The sequence below is a fragment of the Williamsia sp. 1135 genome (assembly GCF_002095395.1).
Taxonomy (GTDB): domain Bacteria; phylum Actinomycetota; class Actinomycetes; order Mycobacteriales; family Mycobacteriaceae; genus Williamsia.
The window spans coordinates 236,161-258,869 of sequence record NZ_MJEI01000107.1; the positions used below are offsets into that span (position 1 = coordinate 236,161).

Sequence of the window (22,709 nt, forward strand, 5' to 3'; positions counted from 1 at the left end):
TGTCGGAGTGTCTCGGCACGGCGATGGTCGATGGTGGACCGATGCAGCTGGTGTTCCCGATACTCGCGATCTGGCTGATCGCCCTCTCGGTTTCGGACATACGGGAGCGCAGACTCCCCAACACCCTGACCCTGCCCGCGCTGTTCGGGGCTGTGGTCGGAGCCGCCACCCACCCCGCCGCGACACCGGGTCTGCTGCTGGCGGCAGGGGCGTACGGGGTGGCTCACGCGCTGGGTGGCTGCGGAGGTGGCGATCTCAAACTCGCACCGACACTGGGCGCGATGTCCGGCTCGTTGATGGCCGGGGCCGTGCTGATCCTGCTCGCCCAGCTGCTCACCCTTGCGGGTGCGGCGAGGTCTCGCCGCAACCCACAGGCGCACGGTCCGCCGATGTGCGTCGCTGCGGCCCTGTCGTGCGGCGTCTGGTGAGTGTTGCGGCATCTGGTGACGGCGCACCAGCCGAGGCGTGGAACAATTGAGAACTGTGTTGCGCTGGAGTACTGCCGGAGAATCCCATGGTCCCGCTCTGGTCGCTGTCCTGGAAGGGATGGTGGCCGGTGTCGAGGTGACCTCGTCACAGATCGCCGAGCAATTGGCGCGCCGCCGATTGGGCTACGGCCGCGGGGCGAGGATGAAGTTCGAGGCCGATCAGGTGACGGTCGTGGGCGGAGTACGCCACGGCCTCACCATGGGTGGCCCGGTGGCCATCGAGGTCGGCAACACCGAGTGGCCGAAGTGGGAAACCGTGATGTCCGCGGACCCCGTTCCGCAGGACGAGCTCGACGGAATCGCTCGCAACGCCCCGCTCACGCGGCCCCGTCCGGGCCATGCCGACTACTCGGGAATGCTCAAGTACGGCTTCGACGATGCCCGCCCGGTGCTGGAGCGGGCCAGTGCACGCGAGACCGCCGCGCGGGTCGCAGTGGGTACCGTCGCCAGGAACTTCCTGCGTCAGGTCCTCGGCATCGACGTGCTCTCGCACGTGATCTCCATCGGTGATTCAGCGCCCTACGTCGGCGCCGCACCCACCTACCTGGATCTCGAACAGATCGATGCGAGCCCGGTGCGTGCCTACTCGACCGACGCGGAAGCCGCGATGATCGCCGAGATCGAGGCCGCCAAGAGGGACGGGGACACCCTCGGCGGCGTCGTCGAGGTCGTCGCGACGGGTGTACCGGTCGGACTCGGATCCCACGTCAGCGGAGACCGCAGGCTCGACTCCCGGTTGGCGGGTGCGCTGATGGGCATCCAGGCCATCAAAGGGGTCGAGGTGGGTGACGGCTTCGAGACCGCACGCCGTCGCGGCAGCGCCGCCCATGACGAGATGGTCCCCGGTCCCGACGGTGCGGTTCGGTCCACCAATCGGGCGGGCGGGCTCGAAGGCGGGATGAGCAACGGTGAGTTCATCCGGGTACGCGCTGCGATGAAACCGATCTCGACGGTCCCACGCGCGCTGTCGACGATGGACATGACCACCGGCGAGCAGGCCACCGCGATTCATCAGCGTTCGGACGTGTGTGCGGTTCCGGCTGCCGGCGTCGTCGCCGAGTCGATGGTCGCGCTGGTGCTGGCTCAGGCGGCCCTCGAGAAGTTCGGTGGCGATTCCGCACTCGAGACCGGCGACAATGTCGCCGGCTATCTCAAACGCGTGGCCGCGCGACTGCCGCAACCGTGACGGCAAGCTTCGGGCCGCGCGCCGTACTCGTCGGGTTCATGGGATCTGGCAAAACCACCGTGGGACAGCAACTTGCGCGGGCCCTCGGAGTCGCGTGGATCGACAGTGACGGCGAGATCGAACGCCGCGCGGGCCGCACCATCCCACGGATCTTCACAGCGGACGGAGAGTCGGCATTCCGCGACCTCGAAGAGCAGGTCGTCGCTGACCTGTTGGCCGAACACACCGGTGTACTCTCACTCGGCGGCGGGGCGGTGCTGAGCACCAGGACGCGGGAACGCCTGGCAGGCCATCCGGTGGTCTATCTCAAAATGTCTGCGGAACAAGGTTTTTCACGGGTGTCCAATTCGGACAGGCCGCTGCTGCGGGCCGAGGATCCAGCCGCTGTGTATCGCGACCTGCTGGCCGAGCGCGACCCCATCTATCAAACGGTCGCGACGATCGTCGTCGACGCCCACCCGCACCAGCGGCGCGTGGCGGATGACATCATCGCCGCGCTGAGCACTCAGGAGGCGACACAGTGACAGGCAACAGCGCACCGATCCGGGTACCGGTGAACAGTGAGAGTCCGTACGACGTCATCATCGGCCGGGGCTTGCTCACCGAATTGGTCGAGGCCGTCGCGGGCGCCGACTCGGTCGCGATCCTGTACCAGCCGACGCTGGCCGAGACCGCCGAAGTGATCCGCAAGACGTTGGACGAGAACAACTTCAACGCACACAGGGTCGAGATCCCCGACGCGGAGTCCGGCAAGGAACTCTCCGTAGCGGCGTTTTGCTGGGAGGTCTTCGGCCGGATCGGCATGAAACGCAACGACGTCGTGATCAGTCTCGGCGGGGGAGCGGCCACCGACCTCACCGGGTTCGTTGCCGCGACCTGGATGCGCGGCATACCGGTGGTGCATGTGCCGACGACACTGCTGGCGATGGTCGACGCCGCGGTCGGCGGTAAGACGGGGATCAACACCGAAGCAGGCAAGAACCTCGTCGGCTCGTTCCACGAACCGCGCGCCGTGCTCATCGACATCGCGACCCTGGAAACAGTGCCGCGCAACGAGATCATCGCCGGGATGGCCGAGGTCATCAAGACCGGCTTCATCGCCGACCCCGTCATCCTGGATCTGATCGAGGCCGACCCCGAGGCCGCACTCGACCCCACCGGTCCGGTCTTGCCCGAACTCATCGAACGTTCTGTGCGGGTCAAGGCAGGTGTTGTCGCCGCTGATCTGCGGGAGTCGTCGCTGCGCGAGATCCTCAACTACGGGCACACCCTCGGCCACGCCATCGAACGTCGCGAGAAGTACCGCTGGCGGCACGGCGCGGCCGTCGCAGTGGGTCTGGTGTACGCCGCGGAGCTCGGGCGGCTCGCGGGTCGGCTCGACGACGAGACCGCCGATCGTCACAAGGCGATCCTGGAGAGTGTCGGGCTGCCGGTCGGCTACGACCCCGACGCGTTCGGTGATCTGCTCAAGGGCATGGCAGGCGACAAGAAGAACCGGTCGGGGATGTTGCGGTTCGTCGTCCTCGACGGGCTGGGTACACCGGGACGTCTGGAAGCCCCGGATCCAGCACTCCTCGTCGCCGCGTACTCGGCGGTGGCCAAGGAACAACCTTCCGGCGGCGCGATCCTGCTCTGACGGCCCGAACAGCCGTCGCCCGCCCGAACTGGCGAGGCCCACCCGAAACGTCGGGTGGGCCTCGCGAGTTCGGATGGGTCGGTCGACTACTTGGTCAGACCGACCGGCTGCGTCTGCTGGTAGGAGAAGTCGTCGTCGGCCTCGGCATCGCGGGCTGCCTGGTTCTTGCGGTGCTGGCGGCGGGTCAGGAACCTGCCGAGTGCGGCTCCGACCAGAGAGGGTACGAAGATCAGCAACGTGGTGAACGAACCGCCTGCGAAGATCTCGATCGCGAGCGAGTTCTGACCGATGCCCGCCATCACCCAGTTGCCCAGGATCCAGCAGACGATGGCGCTGATGAGACCGGCGAGGAGGCCGGCCTTGAGCCAGACCATGGTGAGGTCGCGGTAGTCGTCGGGGTCCTCGTGCTCGCGGCCGTCGATGAGTCCGTCGACACCACCCCAGATGAGTGCGACCAGCACCACCGCCGCGATGGCGACCGTCTTCCACATCGTCGATTCCAGTGGCCAGGCCACGATGGCCAGACCCAACAGGACCCGGGCACCGATGTGCACCGCCGACATGACCAACCCACGCAACAACCACGCAACCATGCGAGCAGACTACCGATGCCCGGTCGCTTTGTGTGGCAGGGCCCACAAATGGACCCCGTGTCCGGCGATATCGCGACGTTCTGGCGAGTAGACGCCAACGGCGACTCCGCCCGAACAGCACACATTCGGGTACGCCGCGGACCGCCGCGGCCGGCCCGCTCCACTAGCCTTGACACATGAGCGCCACCTCACAGACCTCGCAACAGCCGGCCGGCGTCGCTCGCGTGGCGCCCGACCTCGGTCCGACCGCGCAGAGCGCGAGGCGGGATCTGTTGCGCGCCCAGCTCGATGCCGCGGGGGTGGACGCGGTACTGATCACCGATCTGATCAATCTGCGGTATCTGACCGGGTTCACCGGGTCGAACGGCGCTCTCGTGGTGACCGCGGCCGGGGCCGACCGCATAAGCACCGACGGCCGCTACCTCACGCAGGTGTCGGAGCAGGCGCCGGATCTGAGCGCGATCATCGCTCGCGATTGCCCGAAGGCTCTGATCGAAGACCTGTCCGGCTCCGGGGCCAGGATCGGCTTCGAGAAGCACATCGTGACGGTGGCGACCCATCAACGACTGGTCCCGCTTCTCACCGGCGGGGAGACCCTCGTCGGGGTGACGCCTCTCGTCGAGGAGCTGCGGATCGTCAAAGACGAGTACGAGGTGGAACAGATTCGGACCGCGTGTCAGGCGGCCGACCTCGCGTTGGCCGACATCATCGCCGACGGACTGCTCGTCCCGGGACGGACCGAGCGGCAGGTGGCACGTGCGCTGGAATGGGCGATGTTCGAGCGGGGCGCCGAAGCGATCTCCTTCGAGACGATCGTCGCCACCGGGGCCAACTCGGCCATCCCGCATCACCGTCCGACGGACGCCGAACTCAGCTCCGGCGACTTGCTGAAGATCGACTTCGGGGCGGTCGTCGAGGGTTACCACTCGGACATGACCCGCACGTACGTGCTCGAGACGGTGCAGCCGTGGCAACGCGACATATACGAAGTGGTCGCGGCCGCGCAGCAGGCTGGACGCGAAGCGCTCGAACCGGGCGTCGAAGCGGTCGGGGTCGATGCCGCAGCGCGTTCGATCATCGACGAGGCAGGGTTCGGCGAGTACTACGTCCACGGCCTGGGCCACGGCGTCGGCCTGCAGATCCATGAAGCGCCGTCAATCGGGGCTCTCAGCACGGGTACACTGCCATGCGGTGCAGCTGTAACCGTCGAGCCCGGCGTCTACCTGCCGGGCAGGGGCGGTGTCAGGATCGAGGACACCCTCGTGGTCCGTGACGGCGAACCCGAACTGCTCACCACCACCGACAAGACATTCACCGTCATCTGATCGCGCGCCCCGGCGCGAGCAGCAGATGGGCGCAGCAACAACATGCCCGGGGCGGGTGAGAGGAAGAACAGAGAAGTGGCAAACACCTCGGATTTCAAAAACGGCCTGGTGCTCAACATGGAGGGCAACCTCTGGCAGATCCTTGAGTTCCAGCATGTGAAGCCCGGCAAGGGGCCGGCCTTCGTCCGGACCAAGCTGAAGAACATCCTGTCGGGCAAGACCGTCGACAAGACCTTCAACGCGGGTGTCAAGGTCGAGACCGCAACGGTCGACCGGCGCGACATGACCTACCTGTACAACGACGGCACCGACTACGTCTTCATGGATGGCGAGACGTTCGAGCAGCTCAACGTCAGCCCGGAAATCGTCGGGGACAGCGCGAACTTCATGCTCGAGAACATCAAGGTCCAGGTCGCGACCCACGAAGGCGTGCCGCTATACGTCGAGTTGCCCGTAACCGTGGAGCTGCTGGTCTCGCAGACCGATCCCGGCGTCCAGGGCGACCGCTCGACCGGCGGTACCAAGCCTGCAACCCTCGAGACCGGTGCAGAGATCGCCGTTCCGCTCTTCATCAACACCGGTGACAAGCTCAAGGTCGATTCGCGGGACGGCGGCTACCTCGGCCGCGTCAACTCCTGACGCTGGTGAAAAAACCAGGTACCCGCCACAAGGCACGCAAGCGTGCTGTGGATCTGCTGTTCGAGGCCGAGGTCAAGAACTGCTCGCCGGTCGACCTGATCGTCCAGCGCCGCGAACTCGCGGTCGACGACGACACCGTCGGCAAGATCAATGACTACACCGCCCAGATCATCGAGGGCATCGCCGGCGACACCGCGGGCGTGGACGCGGTCATCTCCTCGCACCTCAAGGAATGGACGCTGCCGCGGCTACCCGCAGTCGACCGGGCGATCCTGCGGCTGGCGACGTGGGAGCTGTTCAACACCGTCGACGTACCGACGATGGTGGTCGTCGACGAGGCCGTGGAGTTGGCCAAGGAGTTGTCCACCGACGACTCGCCGGCATTCATCAACGGTGTCCTCGGCCGGATCGTGCTGCTCGCACCGCAGGTTCGGGCCGCGCTCACCGCCGAACAGTCGAGCGGGTCGAGCACGGACCATCGATCGCAGGGGTCGTAACCACGCCTGATAACGTATGGCGAAGAAATTGTGATGGCGACCGATACATCTACGGATGGGTGGCCATGACAATGGCCGACATCCTTTAACGATCCGTCCAGAGAGGCGGAGAAGGAGGTCCCGATCACCGTGCCAACACCCGAGGGCGACGGCACCGACACGGGTCGCGAATTACTCGACGACGCCGATGTCGGGCGGACCATAGCGCGGATAGCGCATCAGATCATCGAGAAGACCGCGCTGGACAATTCCGATGCGCCTCGCGTGGTCATCATCGGAATTCCCACCCGCGGAATTTTTCTCGCCCGCAGACTCGCCGAGAACATCGCCGAGTTCGCCGGGGTCGACGTGCCCGTCGGTTACCTCGACATCACGTTGTACCGCGACGACCTGCGTGCGAAACCACACCGCGCCCTCGAGCCCACGGTGGTGCCTGCCGGAGGTGTCGACGGTGCCCTGGTGGTGCTCGTCGACGACGTCCTCTACTCCGGGCGCACTGTTCGTGCGGCTCTCGACGCCCTGCGTGATCTCGGCAGGCCGGCGGCGGTGCAACTCGCGGTACTGGTCGATCGGGGCCATCGTGAGCTGCCGTTGCGCGCCGACTACGTGGGCAAGAACATCCCGACCTCGCGGAGCGAGGACGTGCAGGTCCACCTTCGCGAACACGACGGCGCCGACCGCGTGGTGTTACGGGCGGGGGAGAGCTGATGCGACACCTACTGTCCGTGGACGACCTGAACATCGATACCGCCACCGAACTCCTCGACGAGGCGCAGCGATTCGAGCAGGCGCTGGTCGGGCGTGAGGTCCGTAAGCTGCCGACCCTCCGGGGCCGCACGATCATGACGGTGTTCTACGAGAACTCAACGCGCACAAGGGTTTCCTTTGAAGTCGCCGGCAAGTGGATGAGTGCTGACGTGATCAACGTCAGCGCGTCCAGCTCGTCGACGAGCAAGGGGGAGTCGCTGCGTGACACCGCGAAGACCTTGCGGGCGGCAGGCGCCGATGCCCTGATCGTCCGGCACCCGGCTTCTGGCGCCGCACACCAGATCGCCGAGTGGACGTGGGAGGACGGTACCGGTCCGTCGGTCATCAACGCCGGCGACGGCACCCATGAACATCCGACCCAGGCCCTGCTCGACGCCCTGACCCTCCGTCAGCGCCTCGGGTCGCTCGCCGGCCGCCGGATCGCCATCGTCGGGGACGTCCTACATTCGCGTGTCGCGCGCTCGAATGCGCACCTGCTCGCGAAACTGGGTGCGCAGGTGGTGCTCGTCGCGCCACCCACGCTGTTGCCTGTTGGTGTCGAGACGTGGCCGGTCGAGATCTCCCACAGTCTCGATGCCGAACTCGCCGCGGTTGACGCAGTCATGCTGCTGCGGGTGCAGGCCGAGCGAATGAACGGCGGATTCTTCCCGTCGGCTCGCGAGTACTCGATCCGCTACGGGTTGTCCGATCGGCGGTCGGCTCTGTTGGCCGATCATGCGGTGGTGCTTCACCCCGGCCCCATGCTGCGCGGCATGGAGATCGGTTTCTCGGTTGCGGATTCGTCGAAGGCGACTGTGCTGCAACAGGTATCCAACGGAGTGCATATGCGGATGGCGGTGTTGTTCACCTTGCTGGTCGGAACCGAGAGTGGGGGTCCGGCGTGAGCGGTGAACTCCTGATCAGAAATGTCCGGCCGTACGCGGACGAACTCGTGGACATCGTGGTCCGAGACGGCGAGATTGCCGAGATCGGCCGGGACCTCACCGCTGCCCCCGAGATCGAGGTGCTCGATGGAGCCGGGGCGATCGTGTTGCCGGGCTTCGTCGACATGCACACCCACCTGCGCGAACCCGGCCGCGAGGACACCGAGACCATCGAAACAGGTTCGGCCGCCGCGGCTCTGGGCGGGTACACGGCGGTGTTCGCGATGGCGAACACCGATCCCGTCGCCGACACCGCGGTGATCACCGACTACGTGTGGCGCCGCGGACAGGAAGTCGGCCTCGTCGATGTGCATCCCGTCGGTGCGGTGACCGTCGGACTGGCCGGAAGACAGCTGGCCGAGATGGGCGCGATGGCCGCCGGTGCGGGCAAGGTGCGCGTGTTCAGCGATGACGGCAAGTGTGTCGACGATCCGCTGCTCATGCGCCGCGCGCTCGAGTACGCCAAGGGTCTCGACGTGCTGATCGCCCAGCACGCCGAAGAACCGCGACTGACCGTCGGCGCCATCGCCCACGAAGGTGCGGTGGCGTCTCGGCTCGGCCTCGCAGGCTGGCCGCGGGCGGCAGAGGAGTCGATCGTCGCGCGGGATGCGCTGCTCGCCCGGGATGCCGGTGCCCGCGTGCACATCTGTCACGCCTCGACCGAAGGCACGGTCGAACTGCTCGAGTGGGCGCGCGGACAGGGGATCTCGATCACCGCGGAGGTGACTCCCCACCACCTGCTGCTCGACGACACCCGGCTGGGCACCTACGACCCGGTGAACAAGGTCAATCCGCCGCTACGTGAGGACCGCGATCGGCAGGCCCTACGCCGCGCTCTGGCCGACGGCATCGTCGACTGCGTCGCCACCGACCATGCTCCCCACGCCGCACAGGAAAAATGCTGCGAGTTCGCCAATGCCCGCCCCGGCATGCTCGGACTGCAGACCGCACTCTCGATCGTGGTGGAGACGATGGTGCGACCGGGACTGATCGATTGGCGCGGCGTCGCCAGAGTGATGAGCGAACGCCCGGCCCAGATCACCGGGCTGCCCGATCAGGGACGGCCGATCGCGGTGGGTGAACCCGCCAACCTCGCCCTGATCGATCCGGACACCGAGTGGACCGTCGAGTCCAGCGCTCTGGCGAGCCTGTCCGAGAACTCGCCGTTCGACGGGCTGACGCTGCCCGGGGTCGTGGTGGCCACGGTCTTGCGCGGTGAGGTGACCAACAACGGCGGAAAGGTCCGGGCGCCGCGATGACCGGCGTCGTGGTCGTACTGATCGTGGTGGCGGCGTGGGGCGGCATCGTCGGATTGATGCTGCTCGGCTGGCGCGGGAGGGGCAGACGACAAGAACAGCTGCTCGGCGCCTTTCCCGAGGTCCCGGCCACGCTCGGCACCCGCCGCCTCGGACCGCACACCGGGCTCTACGTCGGCTCGACGATTGCGCCGAGCTGGCAGGACCGCGTTGCGGTCGGCGACTACGGCGACCGGGCGATCGCCGAGATCAGCCGATTCGACACCGGAATCCTGATCGAACGCACCGGCGCAAATCCGATCTGGATCCCCGACGACCAGATCACCGCGATCCGCACCGAACGCGGCCTGGCGGGAAAGGTCATGACGGCCGACGGCGTCCTCGTGATCCGCTGGCTGCTCCCGTCGGGAACCGAGATCGACTCGGGTGTGCGCGCCGACGACAAAAGCATCTACCCACATTGGGTGAAACCTCTAGAGCAGGACGGAAAGAAATCGTGACATCAGGTAATCCGGGAGATCAGGCCGTCTTGGTCCTGGAGAACGGCGAGCGCTACCTCGGCACCAGCTTCGGAGCCCGGGGCGAGACCCTGGGGGAAGCCGTCTTCTGCACGGCGATGACCGGGTATCAGGAGACGCTGACGGATCCGAGTTATCACCGCCAGATAGTGGTCGCCACCGCTCCGCAGATCGGCAACACGGGCTGGAACAAGGAGGACGGCGAGAGCCGTGCAGGGTCGGATGACTCGGGAAAGATCTGGGTCCGCGGCTACGCGGTCCGTAACCCGACCCGGCGAGTGTCGAGTTGGCGCGCCACCGGCTCGCTCGAAGACGAGTTGATCGAACAGGGGATCGTCGGGATCGCGGGCATCGACACCCGCACGGTCGTACGAACCCTGCGCGATCACGGGTCCATGCGGGCAGGCATCTTTTCCGGTGATGCGTTGGCCGGAGCCGACGAGTTGCTGCGCCGCGTCGTCGAAGCCCCGCAGATGGCAGGTGCGAACCTGGCCGGCGAGGTCTCGACCACAGACGGATACGTGGTCGAGCCCGAGGGTGAGGTGCGGTTCACCGTCGCCGCGATCGACCTCGGGATCAAGACGAACACGCCGCGTATGTTCGCGCAGCGCGGGTTCCGGGTGCACGTACTGCCGGCCGGCACCGCATTCGACGCCATCGCCGATCTGAAGCCCGACGGCGTCTTCCTCTCGAATGGGCCCGGCGACCCGGCGACCGCGAACCAGGTCGTCGACTTCACCCGTGAGGTCCTCGGCGCCGACATCCCGCTCTTCGGCATCTGCTTCGGCAACCAGATCCTCGGCCGCGCACTCGGCCGCAACACCTTCAAGATGAAGTTCGGTCACCGCGGCATCAACATCCCCGTGATCGAGCACTCCACCGGTGCTGTCTCCATCACCGCGCAGAACCACGGGTTCGCACTCGAAGGAGAAGCGGGCGAGGAGTTCGCCTCGGACTTCGGGACTGCGCGAGTGAGCCACATCTGCGCCAACGACGGCGTCGTGGAGGGCGTCGAATTGGTCAGCGGTAGAGCGTTCTCCGTGCAATACCACCCGGAGGCCGCGGCAGGCCCGCACGATGCGGCCTACCTCTTCGACAAGTTCACCACTCTGCTGCAAGGAGCACGTGCCTGATGCCCCGCCGTACCGACCTCTCGCATGTTCTGGTCATCGGCTCCGGTCCGATCGTCATCGGTCAGGCCTGCGAGTTCGACTATTCCGGCACCCAGGCGTGCCGGGTGCTCCGCGCCGAGGGCCTACGCGTGAGCCTGGTGAACTCCAACCCGGCCACGATCATGACCGACCCGGAGTTCGCCGACGCCACCTACATCGAACCGATCACCGCCGCCTACGTGGAGAAGGTGATCATCGCCGAACGTGACGCCGGGCATCCGATCGACGCCGTGCTGGCCACCCTCGGCGGACAGACCGCGCTGAACTGCGCGGTCGCGCTCCATGACGAGGGCATTCTCGAGCGGTACGACATCGAGCTGATCGGTGCCGACTTCGAGGCCATCCAGCGCGGTGAGGACCGTCAGAAGTTCAAGGACATCGTGGCCAAGGTCGGTGGCGAAAGCGCCAAGTCGGCCGTCTGTTACACGATGGAGCAGGTCCACGAGACCGTGGCCGAACTCGGCTATCCCGTCGTCGTACGGCCGTCGTTCACCATGGGTGGACTCGGATCCGGCATGGCCTATGACGCAAACGATCTGGACAGGATCGCCGGTGGAGGGCTCGCGGCCTCGCCGACCGCCAACGTTCTCATCGAGGAGTCGATCCTCGGCTGGAAAGAGTACGAACTCGAGTTGATGCGCGACAACCGTGACAACGTCGTGGTGGTCTGCTCGATCGAGAACGTCGACCCCGTCGGAGTGCACACCGGTGACTCGGTGACCGTAGCGCCGGCCATGACGCTGACCGACCGTGAATATCAGGACATGCGCGACCTCTCCATCGCGATCTTGCGCGAGGTCGGCGTCGACACCGGTGGCTGCAACATCCAGTTCGCGATGGATCCCGCCGACGGCCGCCTCGTCGTCATCGAGATGAATCCCCGGGTGTCTCGCTCATCGGCGCTGGCATCGAAGGCGACGGGATTCCCGATCGCCAAGATCGCCGCCAAGCTCGCTGTCGGCTACAGCCTCGACGAGATCGTCAACGACATCACCGGGGAGACGCCGGCCTGCTTCGAGCCGACGCTCGATTATGTCGTCGTCAAGGCCCCACGCTTCGCCTTCGAGAAGTTCCCCGGTGCCGACGACACCCTCACCACCACCATGAAATCGGTGGGCGAGGCGATGTCTCTGGGCCGCTCGTTCGCCGAAGCGCTCGGCAAGGTGATGCGGTCGCTGGAGACCAAGGCTGCGGGCTTCTGGACCGAAGCCGTCGATCCCGATGCCGTCCCCGAGTTGCTGCCCGAACTCCTCGAGCGGCTCCAGACGCCGAAAGACGGCAGGCTCTACGGGATCATGCAGGCGTTCGCCCTCGGTGCCACCGTCGAGCAGCTCTTCGACTCGACCAAGGTCGATCCGTGGTTCCTCGCCGAGATCGAGGGCATCCACGAACTGGGCAACCGCATCAGGTCCGCGGACACCATCGACGAGTTCTTGCTCCGCGAGGCCAAGAGTTCAGGCATCTCTGATCGCCAGATCGCGGCCCTGCGAGACGATTTCGCCGACGAGGCGGCCGTGCGCAATCTGCGACACACGCTCGGTGTGCGTCCGGTGTACAAGACGGTCGACACCTGTGCGGCGGAGTTCGAGGCCGCGACGCCGTACCACTACTCGACCTACGAACTCGACCCCGCGGCCGAGACCGAGGTCGCGCCGCAACGCGAACGTCCCAAGGTCCTGATCCTGGGGTCGGGCCCGAACCGCATCGGCCAGGGCATCGAGTTCGACTACTCGTGCGTGCATGCCGCGACGACGTTGTCGGAGGTGGGCTATGAGACCGTCATGGTCAACTGCAATCCCGAGACCGTGTCCACCGACTACGACACCGCCGATCGTCTGTACTTCGAGCCCCTGACGTTCGAGGACGTCCTCGAGGTGTTCCATTCCGAATCGGCATCGGGCACCGTGGCCGGAGTCATCGTCCAGCTGGGCGGCCAGACACCACTCGGTCTCGCGCATCGACTGCAGTCGGCGGGCGTCCCGATCGTCGGTACCAGCCCCGAGGCCATCGATCTCGCCGAGGATCGCGGCGAGTTCGGCAAGGTCCTGGCCACCGCGGGTCTGCCGGCCGCCAAGTACGGCATGGCCACGACCTTCGAGCAGGCCAAGACGATCGCAGGCGACATCGGTTACCCGGTGCTCGTGCGTCCGTCCTACGTTCTCGGCGGCCGAGGGATGGAGATCGTCTACGACGAACCGTCGCTCGAGGGTTACATCTCCCGGGCCACCGAGATCACCCTGCAGCACCCGGTCCTCGTCGACCGCTTCCTCGAAGATGCCATCGAGATCGACGTCGACGCCCTCTACGACGGCACGGACTGCTACATCGGTGGGGTGATGGAGCACATCGAAGAGGCGGGTATCCACTCCGGCGACTCCGCGTGCGCATTGCCACCGATCACGCTCGGGCGCTCCGACCTCGAGAACGTGCGTCGTTCCACCGAGGCTCTCGCAAAGGGGATCGGCGTTCGCGGGCTGCTCAACGTCCAGTACGCGCTCAAGGACGACATCCTCTATGTCCTCGAGGCGAACCCGCGAGCGAGTCGGACGGTACCTTTCGTGTCCAAGGCGACCGCGGTGCCATTGGCGAAAGCTTGTGCCCGGGTGATGCTCGGGGCGACGATCGCCGAGTTGCGCGCCGACGGGATCTTGCCCGCCGAGGGGGACGGCTCGGCACTGTCGCCGTCGTCGCCGATCGCAGTCAAGGAAGCGGTGCTGCCATTCAATCGCTTCCGGAAAGCCGACGGCAGCGGCGTGGATTCGCTGCTGAGCCCGGAGATGAAGTCGACCGGCGAGGTGATGGGAATCGATGCGGACTTCGGTCGCGCATTCGCCAAGTCGCAGACGGCCGCCTACGGCTCGCTGCCGACCACGGGGAAGATCTTCGTGTCGGTCGCCAACAAGGACAAGCGTGCCCTGCTGTTCCCGGTCAAACGGCTCGCGGACCTCGGATTCGAGATCCTCGCCACCGAGGGGACCGCGGATGTGCTGCGGCGCAACGGTATAGATGCCACCCAGGTGTTCAAGCACTCTGACACCGACCTGCCCGAGGGTGAGGTGACGATCGTCGAACGGATCCGCTCGGGTGAGATCGCCATGGTCATCAACACGCCGTACGGCAATTCGGGTCCTCGCATCGACGGCTACGAGATCCGCAGCGCAGCGGTCTCGGTGAACATCCCCTGCATCACGACCGTGCAGGGTGCGAGTGCGGCGATCCAGGGCATCGAAGCTGCCATCAACGGGGCGATGGGTGTGCAATCGTTGCAGTCACGACATCTGTCGATGCTGGGTGGCTAGATGAGTGTGGATCTGAGTGTGGCGCGGACGTTCCGGTCTCGCTACCGCGAGGTGGTGGCAGACCGGGGCCGGTTGTGCGCTGGAATCGATCCGCATCCCGAACTGCTGGAGCAATGGGGGCTTCCCGTCAGCGGAGCCGGCGTCCACGCGTTCGGTGAGATCTGCGTCGAGGCGCTCGGTCCGGTCGCCTCGGTGATCAAACCGCAGGTTGCGTTCTTCGAAGCCTTCGGATCAGCCGGGTTTGCGGCTCTCGAATCAGTGATCGCCGGCTGCCGCGCCGAGGGGGCGCTCGTGATCGCCGACGCCAAACGCGGTGACATCGGCTCGACGATGGCAGCCTACGGACGTGCTTGGCTCGATCCTGCGTCAACGCTGTCCTCGGACGCGGTCACCGCGTCGCCCTACCTCGGATTCGGCTCGCTGGAACCAGCGATCGACCTGGCGCGCAAAGCGGGACGGTGCGTGTTCGCGCTGGCCCGCACCTCGAATCCCGAAGGCGCGCCGGTGCAACTTGCCCATCGCGACGGCGTCAGCGTGGCGCAGCGGATCATCGATGCCGCTGCGTCGGCCAACACCGACGGCTCGTCGACGCTGGGCGTGGTCGTCGGGGCAACCCGGGAGCACGGACTGGACCTGGGCGGCCTGAACGGCCCCGTCCTGGCGCCAGGTCTGGGGGCACAGGGGGCGAGCGCCGACGATCTGCGCGGTGTGTTCGCCGGTTCCGATCTGTCGTGGTTGCTGCCCGCCAGTTCACGCGCGGTCTTGCAGGCCGGACCCGACCCGCAACAGTTGCGTATCGCGTATCAGCAGGCCCGCGACGAGGTCGAGACCTCGCTGGGACGATCGATCAGCTGAGTGCCGCAACCGGCAGCGCGTCGAGGAATCCGTCGATGCGCGGCCAGGTGTCGCGGACCGCGTCCGGTCCCGCTATCAGGCCGAGGTGACTTGTCTCGACTGTCGTGAAATGCACCTGCGGTGACGACCCGAACAGTTCCACGCCGTGGTGGGCCGCCCGCCATGGCACGATCGCGTCGCGGTGACTGCCGAACAGCTGGATCGGGACGGCGATCGATGTCAGGTCGATGCTCCGGTCTCCCAGCGTCACCACTCCGCGGGCGAGCTCGTCGTGATAGATCAGCCGCTCCCACATCTGCTCGACCAGGCGCCCCGGATAGCCGGGGAATGTCCGCTGGAACCGGTTCACGATCTCCATCCGGGCCAGGGTCTCCGTCTCACCGAGGTTGTTGAGGATGAACCACGGCTTCTTCAGTTCGCGCTCCCAGGCGGTCGCCCGGTAGGCGAGCTGGACCAGCGGCGCCGGGATCCCGCCAAGCGCCTTGAGCACTGCCGTGATCGCCCGGCCTCCGGTCGGTGCGGTCACGGTGCGAACGACGGGGTAGGGCGGCACCAGCGCGTAGTTGAGCGGGGTCCCGACCGCGGTGATCGACCGCACGGGCAATTCGGGATGCGCCGCCAGGCTCAGAAGGCTGACGGTGCCGCCCAGACTCCAGGCGATCACGTCGACCTCGGTTCCCGCGGGACCGTCGAAATCGGCGAGCACCCGGTCGATCGCCTGCGGGACGATGTCGTCGACGAAGTCCTCGAATCCGATGTTCCGGTCTGCCCGTGTCATCTCGCCGTAGTCGACGACGTAGGGGATCCGACCGGTCTCGAGGAGGTGGCCCACCAGCGAGTGTGCCGGTCCGAGGTCGTAGCACGTCGCGGGAGCGGCCAGCGGCGGCACCAGCAACACCGGACCACGCCCGTTGCCGCGGGCGCGCAGGAGGCTGCTCAGGTCACCGTAACGGCGCAGCTCACGATGTGGCTCGGAGTGCAGGACGACGTGTTCGGTCCGGAACTCCGGGCGGATCCCGTCACCCACGGTCAGGGCGCGCAAATTGCTCAGCTGCGCTCGCAACCGATCGAAAAGGGGGCTTGAGTCGCTGTCGATCCCCGAATCGGCCGGCTCGTCCGCTTCGATCGTCGTGCCCGTCATCAACCCCGCCCTCGTTGTGTGAATGTCTGCGTCGCCATCTAACACCAGTCACATTCGTCATCGGTCTGCTGGCCCGCCGGCCCGTGTTCCAGGGAGCCGGCGACGCCTCCGCGCAGGTCACACGCGGCGCCGACACGCGCGTGCGACCAAAAATCTCAGAAAAATCCCGCTGCGGAACTCCCGTCACAGGCGTATCGACGATGTGACCTACGTCATGTCTGTGTACCTTTGGGGTCGACCTTACGAAACACTTTGTATCGCAACATGTTTGAGAATATCGAAGCATCCAAACCCCAAAATTCCCGATCCGCATACCCGACCTCACGTCAGCTCGTTCGAAAGGCTTACAACACCGGTTTTCGTGGGGGAATGCCGGGGTGGGGGTCGCAAATCCCTGCTCACGTGGGTACGGTCGCATTCGCTGCCCCCACACAGGAGCAGCCGCCCCGGCACCACCGGTGACGGGGCAAAGAACACACAGACGAATCGGAGGAACCGTGGCCCTTCCCCAGTTGACGGATGAGCAGCGTGCAGCTGCCTTGGAGAAGGCAGCTGCCGCTCGCCGGGCCCGGGCGGAGCTCAAAGAGCGCCTGAAGCGAGGCGGCACCGATCTGCAGCAAGTGCTCAAGGATGCCGAGAACGATGAGATCCTGGGCAAGATGAAGGTGTCGGCTCTGCTCGAGGCTCTGCCCAAGGTCGGCAAGGTCAAGGCGCAGGAAATCATGACCGAACTCGAGATCGCCCCGACCCGCCGCTTGCGTGGCCTGGGTGATCGCCAGAAGAAAGCTCTCCTGGCCAAGTTCGACTTTGCCTGATCGCTCGCATACGTGAGCCAAGATCAACGACAGAGGGGCCGGCTGCTGGTTTTGGCCGGCCCCTCTGCTGTCGGCAAGTCGAGTGTTGTCCGACGGCTTCGTGAACTGTTACCCGACCTGATGTTCAGCGTGTCCGCGACGACCCGGGATCCACGGGCCGGAGAGGTCGATGGGCGTGACTATCTCTTCGTCGGACCTGAGGAGTTCGATCGGCTGATAGAGGCCGGCGAACTGCTCGAGTGGGCAGAGATCCACGGTGGACTGCAGCGATCGGGAACTCCGGCCAAGCCGGTCTTCGACGCCATGGAGCAGGGGAGACCCACTCTCGTGGAAGTCGATCTGGCCGGTGCTCGCAATATCCGCGAAGCCGTGCCGGAGGCCGTGACAGTCTTTCTGGCGCCTCCGAGCTGGGATGTTCTGGTCTCGCGGCTGCGCGGGCGAGGCACCGAAAGCGACGAGATCATCAAGCGCCGATTGGAGACCGCACGCGCCGAACTGGACAGCGCGCACGAGTTCGATCACCTCGTCGTAAACGACGAAGTCGACTCGGTCGCCCAAGAGTTGCTATCCTTGCTGGTTGAATCCCATTTGAATAATTTGTAGGAGAACTGTGAGCAGCTTGACCCAACAGGACGAGTTCATCGGCGAGGTCGACGCGACTGCGTACGACACACCGCTGGGCATCACGAACCCGCCGATCGATGAGCTGCTGGAACGCGCTTCTTCGAAGTACGCACTGGTCATCTTCGCGGCCAAGCGTGCGCGTCAGATCAACGATTACTACAACCAGCTCGGCGACGGGATCCTCGAGTACGTCGGACCCCTGGTCGAGCCCGGCCTGCAGGAAAAGCCGTTGTCGATCGCCATGCGCGAAATCCACTCCGACCTGCTCGAGCACACCGAAGGCGAGTAATTCCACCACGGTTCCGAAAGGCGAGAGTTCGTGGGCGAGAACGTCGGTACTACGCGTAAGAACATCGTCATCGGAGTAGGTGGCGGGATAGCCGCGTACAAGGTGGCATCGGTGATCAGGCATTTCACCGAGGCAGGCCACCATGTCCGTGTGATCCCGACCGAGGCGGCGCTGAAGTTCGTCGGCGCCGCCACGTTCGAGGCCCTGAGCGGGAACCCGGTGAGTACAGCGGTATTCGATGATGTGCCCCTGGTTCCGCATGTGCGCCTCGGACAGGAGGCGGATCTCGTCCTGATCGCGCCCGCGACTGCTGATCTGATGGCTCGCGCGGCCGGCGGTCGAGCCGACGACCTGTTGACCTCCACGCTCCTGACCGCTCGATGTCCGGTGGTGTACGTACCGGCCATGCACACCGAGATGTGGGAGCACCCTGCCACCCAGGCGAACGTGGCAGCCCTGCGCGAGCACGGTGCGACGGTGCTGACCCCGGCCTCGGGCCGGCTGACCGGCGCGGACACCGGAGCCGGCAGGCTTCCCGAACCGCAGGAGATAGCGCTGCTCGGTGACCTGCTGCTGGAACGCCCGGAGGCACTCCCGTACGACCTGGCAGGCCTCAAGTTCCTGATCAGTGCAGGCGGAACCCGAGAACCGCTCGACCCCGTCCGCTACCTGGGCAACCGCAGTTCCGGCAAGCAGGGTTACGCGCTCGCCCGAGCAGCGGCTCAGCGCGGCGCCCAGGTGACACTCGTCGCCGGTGCCACCGCCGATCTGGCCGACCCGGCTGGCGTCGAGGTGATAAAGATCGCCACCGCCGCGCAGTTGTCGGAAGAGATCGGAAAGCGCGCACCCGAGACCGACGTGGTGATCATGGCCGCCGCTGTCGCGGACTTCCGCCCGGTGCACCTGTCCGGTGCGAAGATCAAGAAGACCGACAAGGGACCTGCCCCCATCGAGCTGACCACCAACCCGGACATCCTGGCCGGTCTGGTCGCAGCGCGCCGCGCCGGCGAGATACCCGACACGACCTCGATCGTCGGTTTTGCCGCCGAGACCGGGGACGAGCATCACGGCGTGCTCGACCACGGGCGGGCAAAACTTGCCCGCAAGGGCTGTGACCTGCTGGTGGTCAACGCTGTCGGCGAGGGCAAGGCCTTCGGGATGGACCACAACACGGGATGGATACTCGCTGCCGGCGGTGACGAGACGGCCCTGCCGCTCGGTTCCAAAACACTCATGGCGACTCGAATACTTGACGCGGTCACTGTTCTGCGCCCAGATGGTGGGGGCACAGATGGTCGATGTAACTGACAACACCCCCCCCTGTGTAATTTGAGGTCCGCGGGTTTTCGCGCACCGTGCCGCCAGGACAACCGTTCCGAGAGGAAATCCATGACCGATTCCCGTTTGTTCACCAGCGAGTCCGTCACAGAAGGCCACCCCGACAAGATCTGTGATGCGATCAGCGATTCCATCCTGGATGCGCTGCTCACCGATGACCCCCGTGCCCGGGTCGCCGTAGAGACCTTGGTGACCACCGGTCAGGTCCACGTCGCGGGCGAGGTGAACACCACCGCTTGGGCCGACATACCCAAGATCGTGCGGGACAAGGTTCTCGAGATCGGCTACGACTCGTCGGCCAAGGGTTTCGACGGCAACTCGTGCGGCGTCAACATCGCGATCGGTGCGCAGTCGCCGGAGATCGCCCAGGGTGTCGACAACGCCTACGAGTCCCGCGTCGAGGGCATCACCGAGGACGAGATCGCCCGCCAGGGTGCCGGTGATCAGGGCCTGATGTTCGGCTACGCCACCAACGAGACCCCCGAGTACATGCCGGTGCCGATCGCGCTGGCCCACCGGCTCGCCCGGCGCCTGACCGAGGTTCGCAAGACCGGTGTCCTGCCGTACCTGCGCCCGGACGGCAAGACCCAGGTCACCATCGAATACGTCGATGACAAGCCAGTGCGCCTCGACACGGTCGTCGTGTCGACCCAGCATGCTGCCGACATCGATCTGGAGAATCTCCTCACCCCGGACATTCGCAACCAGGTCCTCGAGTCGGTGTTCAACGACCTGAACCTGCCCACGCTGGACACCAACGACGTGCGACTGCTGGTCAACCCGACCGGCAAGTTCGTCCTCGGAGGTCCGATGGGTGACGCCGGCTTGACCGGCCGCAAGATCATCGTCGACACCTACGGCGGCATGGCTCGTCACGGCGGCGGCGCCTTCTCCGGCAAAGATCCGTCGAAGGTCGACCGCAGCGCCGCCTACGCGATGCGCTGGGTTGCCAAGAACGCCATCGCCGCAGGCCTCGCCGACCGCATCGAGGTGCAGGTCGCGTACGCCATCGGCAAGGCTGCTCCCGTGGGTCTGTTCGTCGAGACCTTCGGCACCGAGCACGTCGATCGCGCCAAGATCCAGTCGGCGATCACCGAGGTGTTCGACCTGCGTCCGGGCGCGATCATCCGCGACCTGGATCTGCTGCGGCCGATCTATGCCCCGACCGCGGCCTATGGTCACTTCGGGCGTACCGACATCGATCTCCCGTGGGAGCACACCGACCGCGCCGAGAAGCTGAAGGCCGCTGCCGGCGTGTGAGCGCCGTGGCGTGCACGCCGCGGCATGAGCACAGCTAAAAAGGGCCGGGAACTCGCGCCTGAGTTGCCGATCGCCCGGGTTCTTCCTGCGCTCGGGCTTGCACACCTGGATCGTCCGTTCGACTACCAGGTGCAGACCGATCAGCACGAGGACGCCCAGCCGGGTGTCCGGGTGCGGGTGCGATTCTCGGGGCGACTCGTCGACGGGTTCATCCTCGACCGCGTCGCTGCCAGTGAGCACCCGGGCAAACTCGGCTGGCTCGAGCGGGTGATCTCGGCCGAACCGGTGCTGACCCCTGAACTGGCCGTGCTCGCACGCGCGGTTGCCGATCGCTACGCGGGCACCATGACGGACGTCCTACGACTGGCGATACCGGCACGCCACGCCCGGACCGAGCAGGCAGTGGGCCTGCCGCCGGGAACACCGAAGCCTCCGACGGTCGATCTGGAGGGCTGGAAGCCGTATCAGCACTCTGACTCCTTTCTCACCGCGATCGCAGAGGGAAAGGCGGCGAGGGCGGCCTGGCAGGTGCTGCCGGGGGAGCCCTGGCCGGCCCGCCTCGCCGAACTCGCGTGCCACACCGTCGTCCACGGGCGCTCCGCGATCATCGTCGTCCCGGACCAGCGAGATCTGGTCCGGTTGGAGACCGCGTGTGAGCCGTTGCTCGGTGATCGGGTGGTGTCGTTGTCCGCGGGACTGGGTCCGTCGGCGCGATATCGACGCTGGCTGCGGGCGTTGCGAGGCCAGGCGTCGGTGGTGATCGGTACGCGTAGCGCCGCGTTCGCACCGGTCCCGGATCTCGGTCTGATCGTCGTCTGGGATGACGGCGACGACAGCCTCTGCGAACCGCGTGCACCCTATCCGCACACGCGTGAGGTGGCGGTGTTGCGTTCGCACTCCGAGACCTGCGCCCTCGTCCTGGGCGGTGCGGCGCGGACAGCCGAGACGCAGGCATTGGTCAACGCGGGGTGGGCACACGATCTCACCGGCGCACGCGCGACCGTCCGGCAGCGCACGCCCAGAGTTCATGCCCTGTCCGATGAGGACAATCGAATCACCCGCGACCCGCTCGCCCGCTCCGCGAGGATCCCGGCCGTGGCCTTCGATGCGGCGCGAGCAGCGATCGCCGCCGACGCCCCGGTGCTGTTCAGTGTTCCCCGGCGTGGTTACCTGCCGTCACTGGCGTGTGAGCGTTGTCGCGCCCAGGTCCGGTGCCGACGCTGTCACGGGCCGATGCAGGCGGATGGTCCAGGTGCGGGCGGCCCCGGTGCGGGCGGCGCCCATGCGGGTTCCGTCGGCTCACTGAGCTGCCGTTGGTGTGGGCACCCGGAGACCGATTTCCGTTGTGCCGAGTGTGGATTCACCAAAGTGCGGGCGCTGACGACCGGGGCTCGGCGCACCGCGGAAGAGTTGGGGCGTGCTTTCCCCGGAGTCCCGGTGCTCACCTCTGGCGGGGACAAGATCGTCGACTCGGTCGATGCCGGGGCGCGAGTTGTCGTCTCCACGCCAGGCGCAGAACCGGTCGCCGACGGCGGGTACGGCGCCGTCGTGTTGCTCGACACGTGGGCTCAACTCGACCGACCGGAACTCCGGGCCGGGGAAGAAGCCGTCCGCCGGTGGCTCTCGGCCGGTCTGCTGGTCCGCCCTCATGGTGAGGGTGGTGCGCTCGTCATCGTCGCCGATGCAGGTCTGGCGCCCGTTCAGGCCGTGATTCGATGGGACCCGGTCGGATTCGCCGATCAGGAACTGTCCCAGCGCACCGAATTGGCCTTTCCGCCCGCGGTGACGATGGCGTCCATCGATGGCGAGGGTCCGGCGATCCTCGCGTTCGCAGAGACCGTTGAACTCCCTGATGGCGGGGAGGTGCTGGGTCCCGTCGAACTGCCACCCGGTGTCCGGCTTCCTTCCGGGCTGAGCCGCGACGAGGTGTCCGACCCGCAGCGGATCTTGCTGCGATGCACCCGCGCTCAGGGGCGAGAACTAGCCGCGGCTCTGCACGCTGCCCAGGTCGCGCGCAATGCCCAGCACGAATCCGCCCCGATCAGAGTTCAGATGGATCCGCCGACCATCGGATAGTAGATCCGCCC

At 66.3% G+C, this 22,709-nt stretch carries 22 protein-coding genes; 20 read left to right on the top strand and 2 right to left on the bottom strand.

The annotated features are described in order from the left end of the window. The first annotated feature begins 41 nt into the window (after positions 1-41). From BFL43_RS27280 to aroB, 4 genes are read left to right on the top strand one after another with little or no spacing between them, the layout of a single operon-like run. Complete coding sequence (locus BFL43_RS27280) at positions 42-428, top strand: A24 family peptidase (protein ID WP_168176741.1); 387 nt, start codon at positions 42-44, stop codon at positions 426-428. 37 nt (positions 429-465) lie between these two features. Further along, positions 466-1,674: a chorismate synthase gene (aroC, locus tag BFL43_RS27285; RefSeq protein WP_084896539.1), complete on the top strand. Its 1,209-nt coding sequence runs from the start codon at positions 466-468 to the stop codon at positions 1,672-1,674. Positions 1,675-1,712: 38 nt separating this feature from the next. Then, the gene (locus tag BFL43_RS27290; RefSeq protein WP_084896896.1) at positions 1,713-2,198 is read left to right on the top strand and encodes a shikimate kinase; all 486 of its coding nucleotides are present in this window, start codon (positions 1,713-1,715) and stop codon (positions 2,196-2,198) included. Next, entirely contained in the window at positions 2,195-3,310 is a 1,116-nt protein-coding gene (gene aroB / locus BFL43_RS27295) for a 3-dehydroquinate synthase (RefSeq protein WP_084896541.1), read from the top strand. Before BFL43_RS27290 ends, aroB begins: the two co-directional genes overlap by 4 nt. A gap of 86 nt (positions 3,311-3,396) precedes the next feature. Here aroB and BFL43_RS27300 read toward each other — a convergent pair whose 3' ends face one another. Further along, positions 3,397-3,903, bottom strand: a complete 507-nt coding sequence (locus BFL43_RS27300; protein ID WP_084896543.1) for a B-4DMT family transporter — start codon at positions 3,901-3,903, stop codon at positions 3,397-3,399. 176 nt (positions 3,904-4,079) lie between these two features. On the opposite strand from BFL43_RS27300, the gene BFL43_RS27305 reads away from it, so the two are divergent. From BFL43_RS27305 to pyrF, 10 genes are all read left to right on the top strand, one after another. Next, positions 4,080-5,228 carry a Xaa-Pro peptidase family protein gene (locus BFL43_RS27305; RefSeq protein ID WP_084896545.1) on the top strand — a complete coding sequence of 383 codons (1,149 nt, stop codon included), beginning with the start codon at positions 4,080-4,082 and terminating at the stop codon, positions 5,226-5,228. 75 nt (positions 5,229-5,303) lie between these two features. Further along, positions 5,304-5,867: an elongation factor P gene (efp, locus tag BFL43_RS27310; RefSeq protein WP_084896547.1), complete on the top strand. Its 564-nt coding sequence runs from the start codon at positions 5,304-5,306 to the stop codon at positions 5,865-5,867. Between the two features lie 5 nt (positions 5,868-5,872). Then, complete coding sequence (gene nusB, locus BFL43_RS27315; RefSeq protein WP_084896549.1) at positions 5,873-6,364, top strand: transcription antitermination factor NusB; 492 nt, start codon at positions 5,873-5,875, stop codon at positions 6,362-6,364. Between the two features lie 129 nt (positions 6,365-6,493). Continuing rightward, the gene (gene pyrR, locus BFL43_RS27320; RefSeq protein WP_084896551.1) at positions 6,494-7,072 is read left to right on the top strand and encodes a bifunctional pyr operon transcriptional regulator/uracil phosphoribosyltransferase PyrR; all 579 of its coding nucleotides are present in this window, start codon (positions 6,494-6,496) and stop codon (positions 7,070-7,072) included. After that, positions 7,072-8,016, top strand: a complete 945-nt coding sequence (locus BFL43_RS27325) for an aspartate carbamoyltransferase catalytic subunit (protein WP_084896553.1) — start codon at positions 7,072-7,074, stop codon at positions 8,014-8,016. Before pyrR ends, BFL43_RS27325 begins: the two co-directional genes overlap by 1 nt. Next, positions 8,013-9,314, top strand: coding sequence for a dihydroorotase (locus tag BFL43_RS27330; RefSeq protein WP_084896555.1), 1,302 nt, complete (start codon positions 8,013-8,015; stop codon positions 9,312-9,314). Before BFL43_RS27325 ends, BFL43_RS27330 begins: the two co-directional genes overlap by 4 nt. Next, entirely contained in the window at positions 9,311-9,811 is a 501-nt protein-coding gene (locus BFL43_RS27335; protein WP_084896557.1) for a transporter, read from the top strand. Before BFL43_RS27330 ends, BFL43_RS27335 begins: the two co-directional genes overlap by 4 nt. After that, positions 9,808-10,962, top strand: coding sequence for a glutamine-hydrolyzing carbamoyl-phosphate synthase small subunit (gene carA, locus BFL43_RS27340; protein WP_084896559.1), 1,155 nt, complete (start codon positions 9,808-9,810; stop codon positions 10,960-10,962). The genes BFL43_RS27335 and carA overlap by 4 nt, the downstream gene beginning before the upstream one ends. Next, positions 10,962-14,300, top strand: coding sequence for a carbamoyl-phosphate synthase large subunit (carB, locus tag BFL43_RS27345; RefSeq protein ID WP_084896561.1), 3,339 nt, complete (start codon positions 10,962-10,964; stop codon positions 14,298-14,300). The genes carA and carB overlap by 1 nt, the downstream gene beginning before the upstream one ends. After that, positions 14,301-15,155, top strand: coding sequence for an orotidine-5'-phosphate decarboxylase (gene pyrF / locus BFL43_RS27350; RefSeq protein WP_084896562.1), 855 nt, complete (start codon positions 14,301-14,303; stop codon positions 15,153-15,155). Here the strand turns inward: pyrF and BFL43_RS27355 are convergent. After that, entirely contained in the window at positions 15,148-16,296 is a 1,149-nt protein-coding gene (locus tag BFL43_RS27355) for an alpha/beta hydrolase (RefSeq protein WP_240498519.1), read from the bottom strand. The two genes, pyrF and BFL43_RS27355, sit on opposite strands and share 8 nt — an antisense overlap. A 497-nt stretch (positions 16,297-16,793) precedes the next feature. Here BFL43_RS27355 and mihF point away from each other — a divergent pair, with 497 nt between their 5' ends. From mihF to BFL43_RS27385, 6 genes are all read left to right on the top strand, one after another. After that, the gene (gene mihF / locus BFL43_RS27360; protein ID WP_023959453.1) at positions 16,794-17,111 is read left to right on the top strand and encodes an integration host factor, actinobacterial type; all 318 of its coding nucleotides are present in this window, start codon (positions 16,794-16,796) and stop codon (positions 17,109-17,111) included. A 45-nt stretch (positions 17,112-17,156) separates the two neighbouring features. Continuing rightward, positions 17,157-17,714 (top strand): guanylate kinase, encoded by a 558-nt coding sequence (gmk, locus tag BFL43_RS27365; RefSeq protein WP_240498539.1) that lies wholly within the window; start codon positions 17,157-17,159, stop codon positions 17,712-17,714. A 7-nt stretch (positions 17,715-17,721) separates the two neighbouring features. Then, positions 17,722-18,024 (top strand): DNA-directed RNA polymerase subunit omega, encoded by a 303-nt coding sequence (gene rpoZ, locus BFL43_RS27370; protein ID WP_084836844.1) that lies wholly within the window; start codon positions 17,722-17,724, stop codon positions 18,022-18,024. A 30-nt stretch (positions 18,025-18,054) separates the two neighbouring features. Continuing rightward, a complete protein-coding gene (coaBC, locus tag BFL43_RS27375) occupies positions 18,055-19,332 on the top strand; it encodes a bifunctional phosphopantothenoylcysteine decarboxylase/phosphopantothenate--cysteine ligase CoaBC (protein WP_084896566.1) in 1,278 nt (425 codons plus the stop codon). A gap of 81 nt (positions 19,333-19,413) precedes the next feature. After that, complete coding sequence (gene metK, locus BFL43_RS27380) at positions 19,414-20,622, top strand: methionine adenosyltransferase (protein WP_084896568.1); 1,209 nt, start codon at positions 19,414-19,416, stop codon at positions 20,620-20,622. A 24-nt stretch (positions 20,623-20,646) separates the two neighbouring features. Further along, complete coding sequence (locus tag BFL43_RS27385) at positions 20,647-22,698, top strand: primosomal protein N' (protein ID WP_168176742.1); 2,052 nt, start codon at positions 20,647-20,649, stop codon at positions 22,696-22,698. Positions 22,699-22,709 lie beyond the last annotated feature (11 nt).